This window comes from Streptomyces sp. NPDC047079 (genome assembly GCF_040643755.1).
In the GTDB taxonomy this organism is placed as follows: domain Bacteria; phylum Actinomycetota; class Actinomycetes; order Streptomycetales; family Streptomycetaceae; genus Streptomyces.
Genome location: NZ_JBEYUZ010000003.1, coordinates 243282 through 260843, shown reverse-complemented (window position 1 = coordinate 260843; position 17562 = coordinate 243282). Strand labels below are relative to the sequence as shown.

The window sequence follows — 17562 nt, the reverse complement described above, 5'->3', positions numbered from 1 at the left end:
CGAGTGGTCGAGGGGGATCGCATGGCGACAGCAGCAGCGCACCGGACGGCCCGCGCGGACGGCACGGCAGAGACGGATACGGCGGCCTACGAGGCCGCCTTCGACGCCGCCGTCGCCGCGGACGAGCGCATCGAGCCGCGCGACTGGATGCCCGACGCCTACCGCGCCACCCTGGTCCGGCAGATAGCGCAGCACGCGCACTCCGAGATCATCGGCATGCAGCCCGAGGCCAACTGGATCACCCGCGCGCCCTCCCTGCGCCGCAAGGCGATCCTGATGGCCAAGGTCCAGGACGAAGCGGGCCACGGGTTGTACCTGTACAGCGCGGCCGAAACCCTCGGCACCAGCCGCGACGAACTGCTCGACAAGCTCCACACCGGCCGCCAGAAGTACTCCTCGATCTTCAACTACCCCACCCTGACCTGGGCCGACGTCGGCGCCATCGGCTGGCTGGTCGACGGCGCCGCGATCACCAACCAGGTCCCCCTGTGCCGCTGCTCCTACGGCCCCTACGCCCGCGCGATGGTCCGCATCTGCAAGGAGGAGTCCTTCCACCAGCGCCAGGGGTACGAACTGCTGACGGCCCTCAGCCACGGCACGCCGGAGCAGCACGCGATGGCGCAGGACGCGGTGGACCGCTGGTGGTGGCCGTCCCTGATGATGTTCGGACCGCCCGACGACGAGTCGGCGCACTCCGCGCAGTCGATGGCCTGGAAGATCAAACGCCACTCGAACGACGAGCTGCGCCAGCGCTTCGTGGACATCTGCGTCCCCCAGGCCGAGTCGCTGGGCCTCACCCTCCCCGACCCGCACCTCACATGGAACGAGGACCGGGGGCACTACGACTTCGGGCCCATCGACTGGGCCGAGTTCTGGGACGTCCTCAAGGGCAACGGCCCCTGCAACGAGCAGCGGCTGACCCAGCGCAGGCAGGCACACGACGAAGGCGCCTGGGTGCGGGACGCGGCCGCGGCATACGCGGCGAAGCACAACGGGACGGGCGCGTCCGCGCGGACGGCCGGCGCACCGTCGGCGGACCGCGCCGACGAGAACGGAGAGGCGTGACCATGACGACCGAAGAGTGGCCGCTGTGGGAGGTCTTCGTGCGCTCACGCCGAGGGCTCTCGCACACCCACGCCGGCAGCCTGCACGCCCCGGACGCCGAGCTCGCCCTGCGCAACGCGCGTGACCTGTACACCCGGCGGGGCGAAGGCGTCTCGATCTGGGTCGTGCCGTCCGCCGCGATCACCGCGTCCTCACCGGACGAGAAGGACCCCTTCTTCGAACCCGCCGCCGACAAGCCCTACCGGCACCCCACGTTCTACGACATCCCGGAAGGAGTGAAGCACCTGTGACCGCCACCCTGCACACCACGGCCGCCCTGGCCCTCGGCGACGACGCCCTGGTGCTCTCACACCGCCTGGGGGAGTGGGCGGGCCACGCGCCCGTACTCGAAGAGGATGTGGCGCTCGCCAACATCGCCCTGGACCTGCTGGGCCAGGCCCGGGTACTGCTGTCCATGGTCGGCGACGAGGACGAACTGGCCTACCTCCGCGAGGAGCGCGCCTTCCGCAACCTGCAACTCGTCGAACAGCCCAACGGCGACTTCGCGCACACCATCGCCCGCCAGCTCTACTTCTCCACCTACCAACGGCTTCTCTACACGCGCCTGGCCGCCACGGACGGCGAGCTCGCGGGCCTCGCCGCCAAGGCGGTCAAGGAGGTCGCCTACCACCAGGACCACGCCGAACAGTGGACCCTGCGCCTCGGCGACGGCACGGACATCAGCCATCAGCGGATGCAGCACGCCTGCCGGACGCTGTGGCGGTACACGGGGGAGATGTTCCAGCCGGTCGACGGCCTGGACATCGACTGGACGGACATGAACACGGCGTGGCTGGAGTCGGTGGGCGACGTCCTGCGCCGCGCCACCCTGGACATTCCCCAAGGACCGCGGTCCGGGGCGTGGACCGCGGGCGCCGGCCGACAGGGCCTGCACACCGAATCCTTCGGACGCATGCTCGCCGAGATGCAGCATCTGCACCGGAGCCACCCGGGGGCGTCATGGTGACGACCACGATCCTCGAAGAGGAACTGCGCCGGCTCGCCGGCTCGGTCCCCGACCCCGAGCTGCCCGTGCTCACCCTGGAGGAACTGGGCGTCCTGCGGGCCGTCCATATGCACGGCCCGGACACGGTGGAGGTCGAGCTCACCCCGACATACACGGGATGCCCCGCGATCGAGGCGATGGCCCTGGACATAGAGCGCGTACTGCACCGACACGGCGTACCGCACGTCGTGGTGCGCACGGTGCTCACCCCCGCCTGGACGACGGACGACATCTCCGACGAGGGCAGGCGCAAGCTGAGGGAGTTCGGGATAGCACCGCCCCGCGTACGGCCGGCATCCGGACCCATGCCCCTGGAACTCGGCCCCACCCGCACGGCCATGGGCCCCCGGGCCGCCGGCACCGCACCCACGGCCACGGGCTCCCCCGAGCCCGGGGAGACCGTGCGCTGCCCGTTCTGCGGATCCGCCGAGACCGAGCTGCTCAGCCGCTTCTCGTCCACCGCGTGCAAGGCGCTGCGCCGCTGTCTTGCCTGCCGTGAGCCCTTCGACCACTTCAAGGAGCTGTGATGGCCCGGTTCCACCCGCTCCCCGTGACCGCCATCGACCGGCTCACCGACGACTCCGTAGCCCTGACCTTCACCGTGCCGCCCGCACTGCGCGAGGAGTACCGGCACGCACCCGGCCAGCACCTGGCCCTGCACCGTACCGTCGACGGCACGGAGATACGGCGTACGTACTCGATCTGCTCCCCCGCGCCGGCCCCGGACGGCGAGGGTCCGCGCACACTGCGCGTCGGGGTCCGGTTCGTGGACGGAGGTGCCTTTTCCGCCTACGCGCTCAAGGAGATCGCCGTCGGCGACGAGCTGGAGGTGATGACCCCGGCGGGACGGTTCACGCTGGAGCCCGCACCCGGTCTGTACGCGGCGATCGTCGGTGGCAGCGGAATCACCCCCGTCCTGTCCATCGTGACCACACTGCTGGAGCGGGAGCCCGGCGCCCGGTTCTGCCTCATACGCAGCGACCGGACGTCCGCCTCGACGATGTTCCTGGAGGAGGTCGCCGACCTGAAGGACCGCTTCCCCGAGCGGTTCCAGCTGGCCACGGTGCTCTCCCGGGAGGAACAGCAGGCCGGGCTGCCGACCGGCCGGCTCGACGGGGACCGGCTGTCCGGTCTGCTGCCGGCGCTGCTCCCAGTGGACGAGGTCGCGGGCTGGTTCCTGTGCGGACCGTTCGGGCTGGTGCAGTCGGCGGAGCGGGCACTGCGCGGACTGCGGGTACCGCGGTCACGTATCCACGAGGAGATCTTCCACGTGGACGCGGGCGCCGCCGTCACACCGTCCGCACCCGCTCCCGCACACAGCACCGTGACCGCACGGCTCGACGGTCGCGGCGGAACCTGGCCGGTCCGCGACGGAGAGTCGCTGCTGGAGACGGTCCTGCGCAACCGGCCCGACGCCCCCTACGCCTGCAAGGGCGGAGTCTGCGGGACCTGCCGGGCCTTCCTCGTCTCGGGTCAGGTGCGCATGGACCGCAACTTCGCGCTGGAACCGGAGGAGACGGACGCGGGGTATGTGCTGGCCTGCCAGTCGCACCCGGTCACGGAGAAGGTGGAGCTGGACTTCGACCGGTGAGCGTCGCTCCCACCGACGCGTCCCCCGGTCCCGTACCGCTCGACGCTGCCCGAACCCGTCCCCTTCTGTTCTGTTTGACGCTCCGCCAGGCGAACTGCTGACGGCACACCCCAGGGGGTGACCGGCACGAAAACCCGCTCCTGACCCAAGCCCACTCCCGGGACTACAGGAACAGGGGCTGAGGGACTACAGCACGAAACCCGGCTCGCCCTTGGCATCCACGACCGGGCGGCCCTCCGCGGCCCAGACCTGCATGCCGCCGTCGACGTTCACCGCGTCGACACCCTGCTGCGCCAGATACATCGTGACCTGCGCCGAACGGCCACCGGAGCGGCAGATCACATGGACCCGGGCGTCCTGCGGCGCCGCCTGGGTGAACTCGCCGTACCGGGCGACGAACTCGCTCAGGGGAATGTGCAGCGCCCCCTCGGCGTGACCCGCCTGCCACTCGTTGTCCTCACGGACGTCCAGCAGGAAGTCGCCGTCCTTGAGGTCCGCGACCCCGACCGTGGGCACACCAGCTCCGAAATCCATACCCCCGACGCTACCCGACGCAGGCACGGACCCGCCTCGCCCCCGATGACGGGCCATACCGGGCGGATCAGCCGCGCAGCGCCGCCAGCTCGGCTTCCTTCTCCGTGACCTGGGCCAGCAGCTGCTCGGCGATCTCGTTCAGAAGGGTGTCGGGGTCGTCGGGAGCGAGCCTCAGCATCGAGCCGATGGCGCTTTCCTCCAGCTCATGAGCCACGACCGTGAGCAGATCCCTGCGCTGGGCGAGCCACTCCAGGCGGGCATAAAGCTCCTCGCTACGGCTCGGCCTGGGCTCCTCGGGGACAGGCCCGGCAGCCCACTCCTCGGACAGTTCGCGAAGCTGAGCCTCGTCGCCGCGCGCGTATGCGGCATTGACCCGGGCGATGAACTCGTCCCGCCGTTTGCGCTCGGCCTCGTCCTGGGCCAGGTCGGGGTGCGCCTTGCGGGCCAGCTCACGGTAGAGCTTGCGGGCCTCCTCACTGGGCCGCACCCGCTGCGGGGGTCGCACGGGCTGGTCCGTGAGCATCGCCTGGGCCTCCGGGAACAGCCCGTCGGAGTCCATCCAGCCGTGGAACAGCTCCTCGACACCCGGCATCGGCATGACCCGGGCACGGGCCTCGTGAGCGCGGCGTATGTCCTCGGGATCCCCGCTACGGGCAGCGCGCGCCTCGGCGATCTCCGCCTCCAGCTCGTCGAGGCGCGTGTACATCGGCCCCAGCTTCTGGTGGTGCAACCGCGAGAAGTTCTCGACCTCCACGCGGAAGGTCTCCACGGCGATCTCGTACTCGATCAACGCCTGCTCGGCGACCCGCACGGCCTGCTCAAGCCGCTCCTCGGGCCGCGGGCCGGCCCCGCCACCGTGCACGGTCGTCTCCCCAGGCTCACCGGAACCAGCGGACTCATCGGTTCCCGAGGCCCCACCGGCACCAGCAGACTCATCGGTTGCGGCGGGGACGCCGGAACCAGCGGAGTCCTCGCCGGTCCGCATCGTTCCGCCGGAAGCGGCCCGCTCCGCGAGCGGCTCCTCGGCAGCGGACAGGGACTCGCTCTGCTCGGCTTCGGGCGTCGTCACCGGACCAGCGTATGACACGGAGGGAGGGGCGCTGCGCGGTCCGTCCAGGTCGTGGGCCCCCGGGCAGATCGACGTAGTGCCGGGGGCTCCCCCGCCCCCGCCCCCCTCCCCTCCCCGCCCCCTCAGAACTCCTTCAGACCCCCATCTCCCCCGCAATACGCCCACTCCGCACAGCCGCCACCAGCTCCGCGTGGTCCGCCTCCGTGCGGTCCGCGTAGGCCACGGCGAATGACGCGATCGCCTCGTCCAGTTCCTCGTTCTTGCCGCAGTAGCCCGAGATCATACGGGGGTCGACGCTGTGACTGTGGGCGCGGGCCAACAGCGCTCCGGTCATACGGGCGTAGTCGTCGATCTGGTCGGCGGCGAGCGCCGCGGGGTCGACGCTGCCCTTGCGGTTGCGGAACTGCCGTACTTGGTAGGGGCGGCCGTCGACCGACGTCCAGCCCAGCAATATGTCGCTGACGACCTGCATGCGCTTCTGGCCGAGGACGACCCGGCGGCCTTCGTGCTCCTCCTGCGGCACCGGGTGGCCGGCCGTTGCCAGATGCGGGAGCAGGGCGGAGGGACGCGCCTCCTTGACCTGGAGGACCAGCGGTTCGCCCCGGTGGTCGAGCAGCAGCACCACATACGAGCGCGTGCCGACGCTGCCCGTTCCGACCACGCGGAACGCCACGTCGTGTATCGCGTACCGCCCGAGCAGCGGGAGGCGGTCCTCGGAGAGGGTCGTCAGGTAGTGCTCCAGCGATGCGGCGACCGCCGCCGCCTCCGCGTCCGGTATGCGGCGCAGCACCGGTGGTGCGTCGACGAACCGGCGGCCGCCGCCGTCGAGCGTCTCGGTCGACTTCGCCGCGAACCGTCCGCTCGTGTTGGCCCGGGCCTTCTCGGAGACCCGCTCCAGGGTGCCGAGCAGGTCGTGGGCGTCCGTGTGGGAGACCAGTTCCTCGTCGGCGATCGCGTTCCACGCGTCCAGGACCGGGAGTCTGGCCAGCAGGCGCATCGTGCGGCGGTAGGCGCCGACCGCGTCGTGCGCTGCCTGCCTGCATATGTCCTCGTCGCCCCCGGCCTCGCGGCCTGCGAGGACCAGTGATGCGGCGAGGCGTTTGAGGTCCCATTCCCAGGGGCCGTGGACGGTCTCGTCGAAGTCGTTCAGGTCGATGACGAGGCCGCCCCGGGCGTCTCCGTAGAGTCCGAAGTTGGCCGCGTGGGCGTCGCCGCAGATCTGGGTGCGGATGCCGGTCGTCGGGGTGCGGGCGAGGTCGTAGGCCATGAGGCCTGCCGAGCCGCGCAGGAACGCGAAGGGGGTGGCGGCCATCCTGCCGACCCGTAGGGGGGTTAGCTCGGGGAGGCGGCCGTGGTTGGACTCCTCGACGGTGGTGACCGCGTCGGGGCGGTCGGCGTCCACCACGAGTTCGGCGTGCGCCCGGCGCCGGACCCGTGCGCGCAGTGCCTTGCCCTCGTCCTTGGGTGATTCCGGTGCGGGCCATCGCGCGAAGCCCCGCACCGTGGAAATCCTGCTTGTCTGTGGCGGCAGCGCCGCCCCGGTCTCCGTGCCGGCCTCGGTCACACCGACCGCCTCCCCCCGTTGTCCGCTGTCCACGCAGCTGTACGAACATCAACTGCGGATGACCGTACAGCTGGTGGCCGGGGAGCGTCAGAGCCTGTGGACAACTCCGCGGTTGTGGACAGCCTGTTCCCAGGACCGTCTGCGGACGCACGGGTGGCCGGGCGGCGCCGGCCCGGGGCGGTCGGAGTCGTCAGTCCTGGCGGACGACGTTCCTGCCGGGGCCGCCGTAGAGGCTGTCGTTGCCGTCGCCGCCGGACAGGTTCTGCGCTCCCGCGCCACCGTGGATCACGTCGTTGCCCTTGCCGGCGTCGACGAGCACCGACGCGGCGAGGCCGGCGCCGAGGGCCGGTGTCAGCACCGATGCGGCACCCAACGCACGGTGGCTGACGAGGGGAGAGCGCATTGAGTAACCTCCGGGAACTACATGCGAGTTGAGGACACCATGGGGACTTCGGACGCGGGCGCTTGGTTGTTCACCGCCTCGCACACAGGTGCGTTCGGGGGCGTTTCCGGTCGGGCGTGGTCCAATGGGCGTGTGCCGTCCGCCAGGCGCTCACGCTCGCGCTCGGTCCCGGCCGGGGCGCTCCGGCGGGCCCTGCAGCCAAGGACGAGGAGGCTCCGGATTGACCCCCGAGCAGTTGCGGTCCTTCTGCCTTTCCTTCAACGCGGCTGTGGAGGAGTTCCCCTTCCCTTCTGCCCGGGAGCTTTCCGTGTTCAAGGTGCAGGGCAAGGCGTTCGCCCTGGCGAGCCTGGAGGCCCGCCCGCTCACGGTGAATCTGAAGTGCGACCCGGAGGACGCGCTGCGCCTCCGCGGTGAGCACCCGGGGCTGATCGTCCCGGGATGGCACATGAACAAGCGCCACTGGAACACGGTGACGGTGGACGGCGAACTGCCGGACCGTCTGGTCCGGGAACTCATCGAGGACTCCTACGACCTGGTCGTCGCGGGCCTGCCACGGGCCGCGCGCCTGCGCCTGCGCCTGGACCGCGCCTGAGCGGGCGGGTCCCAAAGTCACGTGATGTCACCAGACCGGTCACTGTTCGGGCCCAGGTTGGAGAACCTCAGCAGGGCGACCGCGACACCTCCGCAGGGCGACGAGGCCTGATCCCTGGGACATGCGGCGCTGCGAAGCGTCTGGCACGTTCACAGCTGTCACCGTGTCGGTGTGAATGGACGCACGCTGTGTACGGCGGCACTGCTCGCCGCTCTCGTCGCCGTTGTCGCCGTCACCGTCCGCGTCGGCGGCGATCTGGGCCGTCCGGCCGCGTTGCTGTACGGGTACGCGGCCGCGTGGGTGCTGTTCGCCGCGGCGGCATGGGCGGTGCGAAAGGTGCCGGTGCGTGCCGCGGTGACGCTGATCGTCGCCGAAGGGGTCGCCTTGTGCGCCGCGGCTCTGTCGGCTCCCCCGCGCACCAGCGACGACATGTATCGCTATGCGTGGGACGGGCGGGTTCAGGCCGCGGGGATCTCCCCCTACGCGTATCCGCCGGACTCAGCCCGGCTGAGCCGGTTGCGCGACCCTTGGCTGTTCCCCGAGCGGACCGCTTGCCAAGGATGGGACCTGCGCTCCGTGGAGGGTGTGTGCACGCGGATCAACAGGCCGTCCGTGCACACGATCTATCCGCCCCTGGCCGAGGGGTGGTTCCTGCTGCTGCATGCCGTCTCTCCGGCAGGCGGGCGTCACAAGCCGCTTCAGCTGGCCGGTGCGGTGCTCGCGGTCGCCACGACGGTGGTGCTGTTGCTGGTCCAGCGGCGTGAGCGTGGTGATCCCCGGCGGGTGGCGCTGTGGGCATGGTGTCCCGCGGTCCCGTTCGCCGCGGTCAACGACGCCCATGTGGACACACTCGGTGTCCTGCTGACGGTGGCGGCGCTCGGCACGGCGGGAGTGCGCCGGGGGACGCTGATGGGGGCGGCGATCGCCGTCAAGCTGCTGCCCGCACTCGCTCTTCCCGGTGCGCTGTCCGGGGTCATGGGACCCGGTCTCAGCCCCCGCGACCGGTTACGGCGGGTGGCGTGGGTACTGCTCCCGATAGGGCTCGTCGTGGTGCTCGCCTATCTGCCGTATGTGCTGGCGTCCGGTTCCACGGTCCTGGGCTACCTTCCCGGCTACCTGCGGGAGGAGGGTTACGAGGGCGCGGCCGTCGGCCGTTTCGCGCTGTTGCAGCGGTTTCTTCCCGATGTGTGGGCTGCTCCGGCCGCCGCCATACTGATCGCGCTGAGTGCGGTGTACGTCCTGCGGCGCGGTGATCCGGAGCGCCCATGGCTGGGATCGCTGCTGGTCACGGGCACCGCGCTGCTGCTCACCTCGCCCGCGTATTACTGGTACGCACTGCTCGTCGTGGCCCTGGTGGCGCTGGGGGGCCGTTGGGAGTGGCTCGCTGTCCCCGCCGCCGGCACCGTGCTGTACATCGGCGATGCGCTGCACTGGGGCGGCTTGGCCCAGGCCGCTGCTTATGGGCTGGCCGCCGCGGTGGTGTGCGCGGGCGCGCTCCTGCGCGCCCGTCCCCGGGTGGCGCAGCCCGGCATCGGGCTGTGAGGAGGGCGGGCGGCCGACCACGTCCGGCGGCGGAAGGCCGGCAGAGCGGCAGGTTCGCCCGTCCGGCCGGTGGCGGACACCCCGGTGGACTCCAGCGGCTGCCGGGCGCCGGGACCTGTGCCAGCTTGTACGTGCCTGAGGTGCACGGGCTGATCACGCCATGGGGTCGGAGCTCCCTTTTTGTTCGGAGCTCTCAGGCCCCTGGGAAACGTCTGACCAAGGAGACGGCCGATGGACAGTGGCGGCGGGCCGCCGGCCTCGCGGCCGCCCGGCGGGTCCCGGCCCCCGACGCCGGACGAGGAGCAGGCGCCGGGGCGCATCGAGCGCCTCCGTGCCGCCGCGGCGGCGTTCGCCGGCCGGGCCACCGCCGGCATGAGGGCGGTCGTTCGGCGGGCCATGCAGGCGCCCCCGCCGCCGGGGCCCTTCCGTCCCGGGTTCTGGCGCAGTCCGATCCGCGGGCCCTGGCTGACGTCCGTGTTCGGCCTGGTTCTGCTGGTCGGCATCCCGCTGATCTTCATCACCGGGATGCTGTCGTACGCCGCCTACAACCCGGATCTGGGTCCGCTCAACGACCAGACCCCGGACAAAGGGCTGCTGGGGTTCTACCTCTTCGCCTGGCCCACGCACCCGTACTGGCTGTACCGGCTGACCCAGGGCGTGCATGTCACGCTGGGCGTGGTGCTCGTGCCGGTGCTGCTGGCCAAGCTGTGGTCCGTCATCCCCAAGCTGTTCGAGTGGCCGCCGGTGCGGACCGTGGCGCACGGTCTGGAACGGCTGTCCCTGCTGATGCTGGTGGGCGGTGTCATCTTCGAGTTCGTCACCGGCATCTTCAACATCCAGCTCTTCTACGTCTTCCCGGGCTCCTTCTACACCCTGCACTTCTACGGGGCCTGGGTGTTCATCGCCGCCTTCGTCGTCCACGTCAGCATCAGGCTCGGCCGCATGACGCGCGCCCTGCGCTCCCGCAGCCTGGCCGCCGAACTGCGCACCGACCTCGCCCATACCCGGCCCGAGCCGCCCGACCCCGACGGCCTGGTCCCGGTCGCCCCCCAGGCACCGACCATGACCCGTCGCGGCGCGGTGGGCATGGTGGGGGCCGGATCGCTGCTCCTGCTCGTGGTGACAGCCGGGCAGAGCATCGGCGGCCGGCTCCGCGAGAGCGCTCTGCTCGCGCCGCACAACCGCGATCCGGGCCGCGGCCCGAACGGTTTCCAGATCAACAAGACAGCCGCGGCCGTCGGCGTCGACCCGGCGCGCATCGGCCCGGGCTGGCGGCTGGAAGTCCGCGGCCTCGGGCCGCCCCTGGTCTTCACCCGAGGGCAGCTCCTCGTGATGCGCCGGCATGCCGCCGCGCTGCCGATCGCCTGCGTGGAAGGGTGGTCCACCGCCGACCAGCACTGGACTGGGCTGCGGCTGACCGATCTGGCCGCCATGGCCGGGCTGCCCCACGCCGGCAGCGTCCTGGTGGAATCCGTCCAGCCGCCCGGCCCCTACAGCTCGGTGGTGCTACGGGGCAACCAGATCCACGACCCCCGGGCGCTGCTGGCCCTGCGCGTCAACGGCGCGGACCTCTCGGTCGATCACGGCTTCCCGGCCCGCATCATCGTCCCGGCCAACCCTGGGGTGAACAACACCAAGTGGGTGCACCGGCTCATCTTCAGGACGTGACCATGGCACGCTTCGTCCGCTGGTACGGCTCCACCCCTCTGCACCTGCTGGTTCTGATCTGCTCCTTCGCCCTCACCGGCTACGCCATGGTGCGCCTGTTCGCCGTCCGGCCGCTCGCCGTGGCGGTCTGGTTCGTCGGCGCGGCGATCCTCCACGACCTGATCCTGCTTCCGCTGTACTCGCTCGCCGACCTGGCCGCGCCCGCCGTGCTGCGGCACCGGACCACCCGCGTACCGCAGCTGCCGTGGATCAACCACCTGCGCGTTCCCGCGTTCCTCTCCGGTGTGCTCCTGCTCGTCTGGTTCCCTCTCGTCTTCGCTCTCGCCGTCCCCTACACCGGCGCCGCCGGGCTGCCCGAAGACATCTACCTGGGCAGATGGCTGGCCATCACCGGTGTGCTGTTCGGCGCCTCCGCGGTGGCCCTGGCGTTGCGCCTGCGCCGGGTGCGCCGGGCCGCCCGCAGCGAGGGGCAACGGCCCGCCCCCGGCCACGAGGCACCGCGATGACGACCGACGAGGACCGGCCGCCGAGCGCCGGCAGCGATCCCTACACACTGATCCTGCGCACCGGCCACGGCCCGGTGTACCTGCGGCTGCCGGACGGACGCCGGATCCGGATGCCCGTGCAACGCTGGCATGCGCCGCCCACCACGGCCGACGAGACCGTGCTGGACCGCTGTACCGCCCCCGTCCTCGACATCGGCTGCGGCCCCGGACGGCTGTGCCGAGCGCTGTTGCGCCGCGGGATCTTCGCCCTCGGCGTCGACGTCGCGCCCCTGGCGGTCGCCCGGACCACCGCCCTCGGCGGACTCGCCCTGCACCGCTCGGTGTTCGACCGGCTGCCGGCCGAGGGCGGCTGGCACACCGTCCTGCTCACCGACGGCAACATCGGCATCGGCGGCAACCCGTCCGCACTGCTGCGCCGCTGCCTCCAGCTCATCGCCCCCACCGGTGTCCTCCTCGTCGAAGTGGACCCGCACGACATCGACGAGACCGGCACGGCCTGGTTCGAAGACGACTACGGCCACCGGGGCCCGTCCTTCCCCTGGGCCCGTCTGGGAGCGCCGGCGCTCCACAGGGTCGCCGAAGGGCTGTCCCTCAGCGTCGCCGGCCAATGGACGAGCGATCACCGCTGCTTTCTCGCGCTCGGCCCTCACGGCTCGGGGCCGCGGCGACCCCGTTGAGGCCGGGCCGGCGCCACGACGGCGACGGTGACCGCGCTCTGCTGTCCGGCTGCCGTTCGGCCACCGCCGCTTCCCCGCCTTCGACGCCCGCGTTTCGTCAGCAGTCATGCACCGGTATGTCCGTTTCGTATTCGTAGGGTGTCAAGGGTGACCGGGACTCCCCCCTCCGCGCTCGACGTGGTGCTGCCCTGCCTCGACGAGGCCGCCGCCCTGCCCTGGGTCCTGGGGCGTGTCCCACCCGGCTGCCGGGCCATCGTGGTCGACAACGGCTCCACCGACGGCTCGGCCGAACTGGCCGCCTCCCTCGGCGCCCACGTGGTACGCGAGCCGCGCAGAGGCTTCGGCGCCGCCTGTCATGCGGGGCTGCTCGCCGCGACCGCCGACGTGGTGTGCTTCTGCGACTGCGACGGCTCCCTGGACCCGGCGCTGCTCCCGTTCGTCGCCGGGCGGGTACTGGACGGCACCGCCGACCTCGTGCTGGGGCGCCGCCGGCCGACCGGGCGAGGGGCCTGGCCGCCGCACACCCGCGCCGCCAACCTGGTGCTGGCCCGGATGATCCGCCGCCGTACCGGTCTGCGGCTGGGCGACCTCGGGCCCATGCGGGCCGCCCGCCGCGAGGCGCTGCTCAGCCTCGGCCTGACCGACCGGCGCTCCGGCTACCCGCTCCAGATGGTGGTCCGTGCCGCCGACGCGGGCTGGCGGGTGCGCGAGGTGGACGTGCCGTACGCGCCACGGACCGGCCGGTCCAAAGTGACCGGGACATGGCGAGGCGCCTGGCACGCGGTGCGCGACATGCGAGCGGTGCTCGACGAGCCGCCCCCGCACGGGGTGGCGCGGAGATCCGCCGGGGAGGCGGAGGCGGCGGGGCGCCCCTCGCCTCCGGTGGTACGGGACCCGGGGACGACCGCCCGGACCGAGGAGCCGGACCGGTGACCGGCGTGCCCGGCCACGACGCCGCGCCGGCGGGGCCGGTCACCCTGCTGGTGATCGCCAAGGAGCCGCTGCCGGGCCGGGTCAAGACCCGGCTCACCCCGCCGTACAGCCCGGCTCAGGCCGCGGAGCTCGCCGAGGCCGCGCTCGAGGACACGCTGCACGCCCTGCTCCGGGCACCGGCGCGGCGGCGCGTACTGCTGCTCGACGGGGCGTCAGGCCCATGGCTGCCGCACGGCTTCGATGTGGTGCCGCAGGTTTCGAGCGGTCTCGACGAGCGGCTGGCGGTGGGCATCGCCGGCTGCGGTGGCGGGCCCGCGCTCCTGGTCGGCATGGACACACCGCAGGTCACCCCGGAACTCCTCGCCCCCGCTCTGCGGTCCGACGGCTGGGAGGGCTGCGACGCGTGGTTCGGTCCGGCAGCGGACGGCGGGTTCTGGGCTCTCGGGCTGGCCGAGGCGGCACTGGCTCCCGCGCTGATCCTGGGCGTGCCGATGTCCACCGACCGCACGGGGGAGATCCAGCGCCGCCGGTTCACCGACGCGGGTCTGCGGGTGCGGGATCTGCCTCCGCTGCGGGACGTCGACACCGCCGCCGACGCGGCCGCGGTCGCGGCGGTCTGCCCGCCGGGTTCGCGGTTCGCGGCCAGGCTGAGGGCGGCACGGTGAGCAAGGGCGGCCCGAGGGTGGGCGCGGGCCACGCGCCCACCGGCGGTCGGACGGCGGCGTACGAACTCGTGACCGCTGGGCGCCGGCACGTTCGCCCTGGCTGAACTCCTGACCGTCTTCCCGGGCCTAGGGGTCTCTGCCGGCGCTGCCCTCGTCGTTCGAAGAGTCCCGCCGCCTGGTCTCACCCTGGGCGGAGTCGTCCTTGTCCTGCTCGTGCAAAAACTCAAGGAGCGCGGCGTCCGCCTTTTGCCGGTCTTCCTTCGTCAGTTCGAGAAGTCCGTTGTTGTAGACGGTGCACCGGTCGGGGTGAACGATGTTGGTGGCCCTCAAGGGGAACGTCAGAAGCGGGCGCCACCCCTTGCGGTGGCCAACCCCCACCTGGATTTGGACCGTGTAGTCGCGGGCCTCGGGAAGGAATCCGGGAAACGGTGCCTCGAACTCGAGGAAGAGTTGTTGCGCTTGTCTGCCGGCCACAACGAATCCGGCCGGCAACTTCGGTTCCTCGTCCGGCCCGGGTTCGAGACGTGATGGTGAAGACGACCACAGGAGTGGCAGATGAGAGGCGGGCTCGTCAGGAAAGGTCAGCCTGAGATCCTGGACGACGATGGGTTTGGCACCGGTGTTGTGAAGGACGAGCGGAATCCGCAGGCGAGCCAGGGAGTAGGTGGAGATGGCTGCGAAGGAATGAGGTTCCCAGGACTTCAGGCGCCCCTGTCTGGCGTTGAGCCACCAGAATGAGGCGACGGTGGTGCGGCGCTCATGGGGCGTCCGTGACAGACGTTCGCTGCTCGCCGAGGTCGATTCGGCCGTCAGGGGTGGCGATCGTGGCGGTGATGACGTCACCGTTGCGCAGGTAATGGGGGTTTTTGGCCTGGCTGTTGAAGAACGCCTTCCATTTCATGGCGGGCGGCAACAGGGCACTGATCTTGGCGACCGGCTTGGGCGGGGCCTTCAGGGCGGTGCCCCCGGGTGTGCCGGTGAGCAGCAGATCGCCCGGGTCGAGGGTCTGGAAGCGGGCGAGCAGGGTGAGCGCCTGCGCGGGCCGTACGATCATGTCGGCCAGCGTGCGGTCCTGGCGCGGCTCGCCGTTGACCGACAGCCGCAGCCGCAGGTTCAGCAGATCGTCGAAGTCCTCGGGCTCCAGCAGGGCCAGGTAGGGTCCCGTCGGTGTGAAGGTCGGGTAGGACTTGCTCTCGTAGAACTGGGTCTTGGTCAGCTGGACGTCCCGGGCGCTGACGTCGTTGGTGAGGACCAGCCCGGCGACGTAGTGCGGCAGGTCGCGCTCCTCGACGACCGTGCCCACGGGCAGGGTCGCGCCCATGACCAGGCCGAGTTCCACCTCGTAGTCGAGGAACTTCACGTGCGCGGGCCGGACGATCGTGTCATGCGGGCCGCTGACCGAGCCGGACGCCTTGCGGAAGAAGGTGGGCGGGATCTCACCGGTGAAGCCCGAATCGCGGGCGTGACTGCGGTAGTTGACCATCTGGGCGACCACCCGGCAGGGGGTGGTGACGGGAGGCAGCGCCACCAGGTCGGCGACGGGCGTGCCGCTGTCGGCGGAGGAGGCGGCCTCCTGTATCGCGCCCCGGTCGGCGAGCAGTTCGGCGGTGGTGACGGCCTTGGTCTCGATGCGTACGGCGCGCTCGTCGCGGACGGCCCACCAGCCTCCCCCACTCTCGGCTCCGCTCGAGCGGGAGGTGCCCCCAGCGGTGCGCAGAACGTTGGTGCTCATGAGTTCATCGCTTTCATCAGGCCCAGCAGGCGTGCGGGGTCGAGTTCGTTGTCGCCGCGCAGGGCCGTCATGACCTCGCGGAGCTTGGCGGGGGACGGGTTGGTGCCCAGGAAGTCCCGGGTGACCGGTGGTCCCCACTGGGCCAGACCGCTCGCCGACATCGGCGCCCAGCCGGGTTCGAGGTCGCAGGAGAAGAGGTCGCCGTCGGCGAAGTGCTCCAGCATGAAGTGGTCGGGGTCGCGCCAGTAGTCGAAGAGCTGGCTGCCCTGGATGTGCCGGCCGATCCCCCAACTGCGCCGGTAGCCGCGCTCGGCCAGGTACTCCCCACCGGCCGCGATCGCGTCGAGGTCGGTGACCTGGTAGGCCGAGTGGACGTAACCGTTGCCCGGGCCCAGGTGCAGGGCCAGCGTGTGGTGGTCCGCCGGCACGCTTCCCAGGTCGCAGCGGATGAACGCCATGGTGGGGCCGCGCTCGCGCTGCCCGTCAAGGAACAGGAAGTCGCTGACGATCATCCCCAGGGTGTCCAGGTACCAGTCCAGGGCCCGCAGGAACACGCGCGTCTCCAGCACCACGTGACCGAGCCGCTGGACGCGCGAGGGCTCGCGTGGCGGTCGCTGGGTGGCGTTCGTACGGCGGTGTTCGGTGCCGGTGTTGAGGATCAGCGGTTGCTGCCCGGGCAGCGCGGGCAGCTGTTCGGCGCTGTGGACGACCCGGACCGGGAAGCCCGAGGGGTCGAGCAGGGTGACCGACTGCCCACCGCCCGGGGCGCCGGTGTCGCGGACGGTACTGCCGGTGGCGCGGGCCAGCCGGTCGAGATCGGCCCGTTCGGCCGCTCGGAACGCCGGCCCGATGAAGCGGGACGCACCCCCGCGTCGGATGACCATGCACGGTGAGCCCGCGAACGAGCCGCGCAGCCACAGCTCCCGCTCGGTGCGGGCACTGATCCCGAAACCGAAGTCACGGGCGAACACCTCGGCCCGGTCGAGGTCGGGCTTCTCGAACTCCAGCCAGGCCAGATCCGCCACCTTGATCACGGGATTGCGCGAGCGCCCGGGATGCTCGCCGCGCAGGGCGCCCTGCTCGCTGTGGAGGTCTTGGTGGGGCGTCGGGGGAGCGGCCTTGTTAACGCCAACGTGGGACATGGTGTCCTCCAAGCAACACTGCCGTAATGAGGAAATCATCAACTTTGCTGTTACCCATCGTTAATAGCTTTGGCCCAAATAATTGATGCTCTCATCAGTAATGGAAGACCCATCGCTGCGGTTGTTACACTCGGCGTATGCCGACGTCAGCCCCGCCCAAGAACCGCTTCGAGCGACGCCGTGCCGAGACCCGCCAGGCACTGGTCCGTGCGGCGCGGCAGATCCTCGCGGAGACCGGGGACACCAGCGCCAGCATCCAGGCGATCGCCGAGCGCGCGGACGTGGGTTTCGGGTCCTTCTACAACCACTTCGCATCGAAGACGGAGCTGTTCGACGCCGCGGTGACGGACGCCCTGGAGGAGTTCGGCCAGGTCATCGACGAGCGCGTGGAAGGGTTCGACGACCCGGCCGAGCTCGTCGCGGCAGGCTTCCGGCTCACCGCCCGGATGGCCGACTCCCACCCGGAACTCATGCGGATCCTGCGTGATCGCGGCCTGGCCCAGATTCACTCCGAACGGGGACTGGCTCCACGAGCCCTGCGCGACGTGGAGATCGGCATCGCCTCGGGCCGCTTCACCTGCACCAACCCCACCGCGGCCCTTTCCGCCATTGGCGGGACCCTGCTGTCCCTCGTCGCGCTGAGGCTGGCCCGCCCGGACCTCGACGGCGACGAGGCCGCCTCGGACCTGGCGGAAATGGTTCTGCGCATGCTCGGCCTCGCCTCGGACGACGCCCACGAGGTCACCCGACGCCCCCTGCCCGACCTCGACTGAGCGCGACCCCCGCTCACCACCGGGGGCCGGCGTCCAGATGGACTCCGGGCCCCCGCGTGCT

Annotated in this window: 20 protein-coding genes; 13 read left to right on the top strand and 7 right to left on the bottom strand. The window is 71.3% G+C overall.

Annotated elements, in window-relative coordinates; all coding sequences use genetic code 11:
* The first annotated feature begins 21 nt into the window (after positions 1 to 21).
* Genes paaA through ABZ823_RS06070 form a run of 5 tightly spaced genes read left to right on the top strand, consistent with a single transcriptional unit; the run spans position 22 to position 3701 of the window.
* Entirely contained in the window at positions 22 to 1065 is a 1044-nt protein-coding gene (gene paaA / locus ABZ823_RS06090; RefSeq protein WP_361654249.1) for a 1,2-phenylacetyl-CoA epoxidase subunit PaaA, read from the top strand.
* A gap of 2 nt (positions 1066 to 1067) precedes the next feature.
* A complete protein-coding gene (gene paaB / locus ABZ823_RS06085) occupies positions 1068 to 1355 on the top strand; it encodes a 1,2-phenylacetyl-CoA epoxidase subunit PaaB (RefSeq protein ID WP_361654246.1) in 288 nt (95 codons plus the stop codon).
* Positions 1352 to 2071 (top strand): 1,2-phenylacetyl-CoA epoxidase subunit PaaC, encoded by a 720-nt coding sequence (gene paaC / locus ABZ823_RS06080; protein ID WP_361654243.1) that lies wholly within the window; start codon positions 1352 to 1354, stop codon positions 2069 to 2071. Before paaB ends, paaC begins: the two co-directional genes overlap by 4 nt.
* On the top strand, positions 2065 to 2637 hold the full coding sequence (paaD, locus tag ABZ823_RS06075) for a 1,2-phenylacetyl-CoA epoxidase subunit PaaD (RefSeq protein ID WP_361654239.1): 573 nt from the start codon (positions 2065 to 2067) through the stop codon (positions 2635 to 2637). The genes paaC and paaD overlap by 7 nt, the downstream gene beginning before the upstream one ends.
* On the top strand, positions 2637 to 3701 hold the full coding sequence (locus ABZ823_RS06070) for a 2Fe-2S iron-sulfur cluster-binding protein (RefSeq protein WP_361654236.1): 1065 nt from the start codon (positions 2637 to 2639) through the stop codon (positions 3699 to 3701). The genes paaD and ABZ823_RS06070 overlap by 1 nt, the downstream gene beginning before the upstream one ends.
* A 186-nt stretch (positions 3702 to 3887) precedes the next feature.
* Here ABZ823_RS06070 and ABZ823_RS06065 read toward each other — a convergent pair whose 3' ends face one another.
* The 4 genes from ABZ823_RS06065 to ABZ823_RS06050 form a co-directional block, all read right to left on the bottom strand.
* Entirely contained in the window at positions 3888 to 4217 is a 330-nt protein-coding gene (locus ABZ823_RS06065; RefSeq protein WP_361654763.1) for a rhodanese-like domain-containing protein, read from the bottom strand.
* An 85-nt stretch (positions 4218 to 4302) separates the two neighbouring features.
* Positions 4303 to 5304, bottom strand: coding sequence for a J domain-containing protein (locus ABZ823_RS06060; RefSeq protein ID WP_361654233.1), 1002 nt, complete (start codon positions 5302 to 5304; stop codon positions 4303 to 4305).
* Positions 5305 to 5437: 133 nt separating this feature from the next.
* On the bottom strand, positions 5438 to 6868 hold the full coding sequence (locus ABZ823_RS06055; RefSeq protein ID WP_361654230.1) for a DUF2252 domain-containing protein: 1431 nt from the start codon (positions 6866 to 6868) through the stop codon (positions 5438 to 5440).
* Between the two features lie 190 nt (positions 6869 to 7058).
* Positions 7059 to 7271: a hypothetical protein gene (locus tag ABZ823_RS06050; protein WP_361654227.1), complete on the bottom strand. Its 213-nt coding sequence runs from the start codon at positions 7269 to 7271 to the stop codon at positions 7059 to 7061.
* A 220-nt stretch (positions 7272 to 7491) separates the two neighbouring features.
* On the opposite strand from ABZ823_RS06050, the gene ABZ823_RS06045 reads away from it, so the two are divergent.
* The 7 genes from ABZ823_RS06045 to ABZ823_RS06015 all read left to right on the top strand — a co-directional run bounded on the left by ABZ823_RS06045 (position 7492) and on the right by ABZ823_RS06015 (position 13854).
* A complete protein-coding gene (locus ABZ823_RS06045) occupies positions 7492 to 7863 on the top strand; it encodes an MmcQ/YjbR family DNA-binding protein (RefSeq protein WP_361654225.1) in 372 nt (123 codons plus the stop codon).
* Between the two features lie 171 nt (positions 7864 to 8034).
* Positions 8035 to 9405: a glycosyltransferase 87 family protein gene (locus tag ABZ823_RS06040; RefSeq protein WP_361654223.1), complete on the top strand. Its 1371-nt coding sequence runs from the start codon at positions 8035 to 8037 to the stop codon at positions 9403 to 9405.
* 396 nt (positions 9406 to 9801) lie between these two features.
* Positions 9802 to 11073, top strand: a complete 1272-nt coding sequence (locus ABZ823_RS06035) for a molybdopterin-dependent oxidoreductase (protein WP_361654760.1) — start codon at positions 9802 to 9804, stop codon at positions 11071 to 11073.
* A gap of 2 nt (positions 11074 to 11075) precedes the next feature.
* On the top strand, positions 11076 to 11579 hold the full coding sequence (locus ABZ823_RS06030; protein ID WP_361654220.1) for a hypothetical protein: 504 nt from the start codon (positions 11076 to 11078) through the stop codon (positions 11577 to 11579).
* The gene (locus ABZ823_RS06025) at positions 11576 to 12256 is read left to right on the top strand and encodes a methyltransferase domain-containing protein (protein WP_361654217.1); all 681 of its coding nucleotides are present in this window, start codon (positions 11576 to 11578) and stop codon (positions 12254 to 12256) included. Before ABZ823_RS06030 ends, ABZ823_RS06025 begins: the two co-directional genes overlap by 4 nt.
* A gap of 138 nt (positions 12257 to 12394) precedes the next feature.
* A complete protein-coding gene (locus ABZ823_RS06020) occupies positions 12395 to 13189 on the top strand; it encodes a glycosyltransferase family 2 protein (protein ID WP_361654214.1) in 795 nt (264 codons plus the stop codon).
* A gap of 5 nt (positions 13190 to 13194) precedes the next feature.
* On the top strand, positions 13195 to 13854 hold the full coding sequence (locus ABZ823_RS06015; protein WP_361654757.1) for a DUF2064 domain-containing protein: 660 nt from the start codon (positions 13195 to 13197) through the stop codon (positions 13852 to 13854).
* A gap of 126 nt (positions 13855 to 13980) precedes the next feature.
* Here the strand turns inward: ABZ823_RS06015 and ABZ823_RS06010 are convergent, their stop codons facing one another.
* The 3 genes from ABZ823_RS06010 to ABZ823_RS06000 all read right to left on the bottom strand — a co-directional run bounded on the left by ABZ823_RS06010 (position 13981) and on the right by ABZ823_RS06000 (position 16728).
* Entirely contained in the window at positions 13981 to 14346 is a 366-nt protein-coding gene (locus ABZ823_RS06010; protein ID WP_361654211.1) for a hypothetical protein, read from the bottom strand.
* A gap of 265 nt (positions 14347 to 14611) precedes the next feature.
* Positions 14612 to 15586 carry a fumarylacetoacetate hydrolase family protein gene (locus ABZ823_RS06005; protein ID WP_361654209.1) on the bottom strand — a complete coding sequence of 325 codons (975 nt, stop codon included), beginning with the start codon at positions 15584 to 15586 and terminating at the stop codon, positions 14612 to 14614.
* Positions 15583 to 16728, bottom strand: a complete 1146-nt coding sequence (locus tag ABZ823_RS06000; RefSeq protein ID WP_361654206.1) for a VOC family protein — start codon at positions 16726 to 16728, stop codon at positions 15583 to 15585. The genes ABZ823_RS06005 and ABZ823_RS06000 overlap by 4 nt, the downstream gene beginning before the upstream one ends.
* Before the next feature lie 137 nt (positions 16729 to 16865).
* On the opposite strand from ABZ823_RS06000, the gene ABZ823_RS05995 reads away from it, so the two are divergent.
* Positions 16866 to 17501, top strand: a complete 636-nt coding sequence (locus tag ABZ823_RS05995) for a TetR/AcrR family transcriptional regulator (protein WP_361654203.1) — start codon at positions 16866 to 16868, stop codon at positions 17499 to 17501.
* The last annotated feature ends 61 nt before the right edge of the window (positions 17502 to 17562 follow it).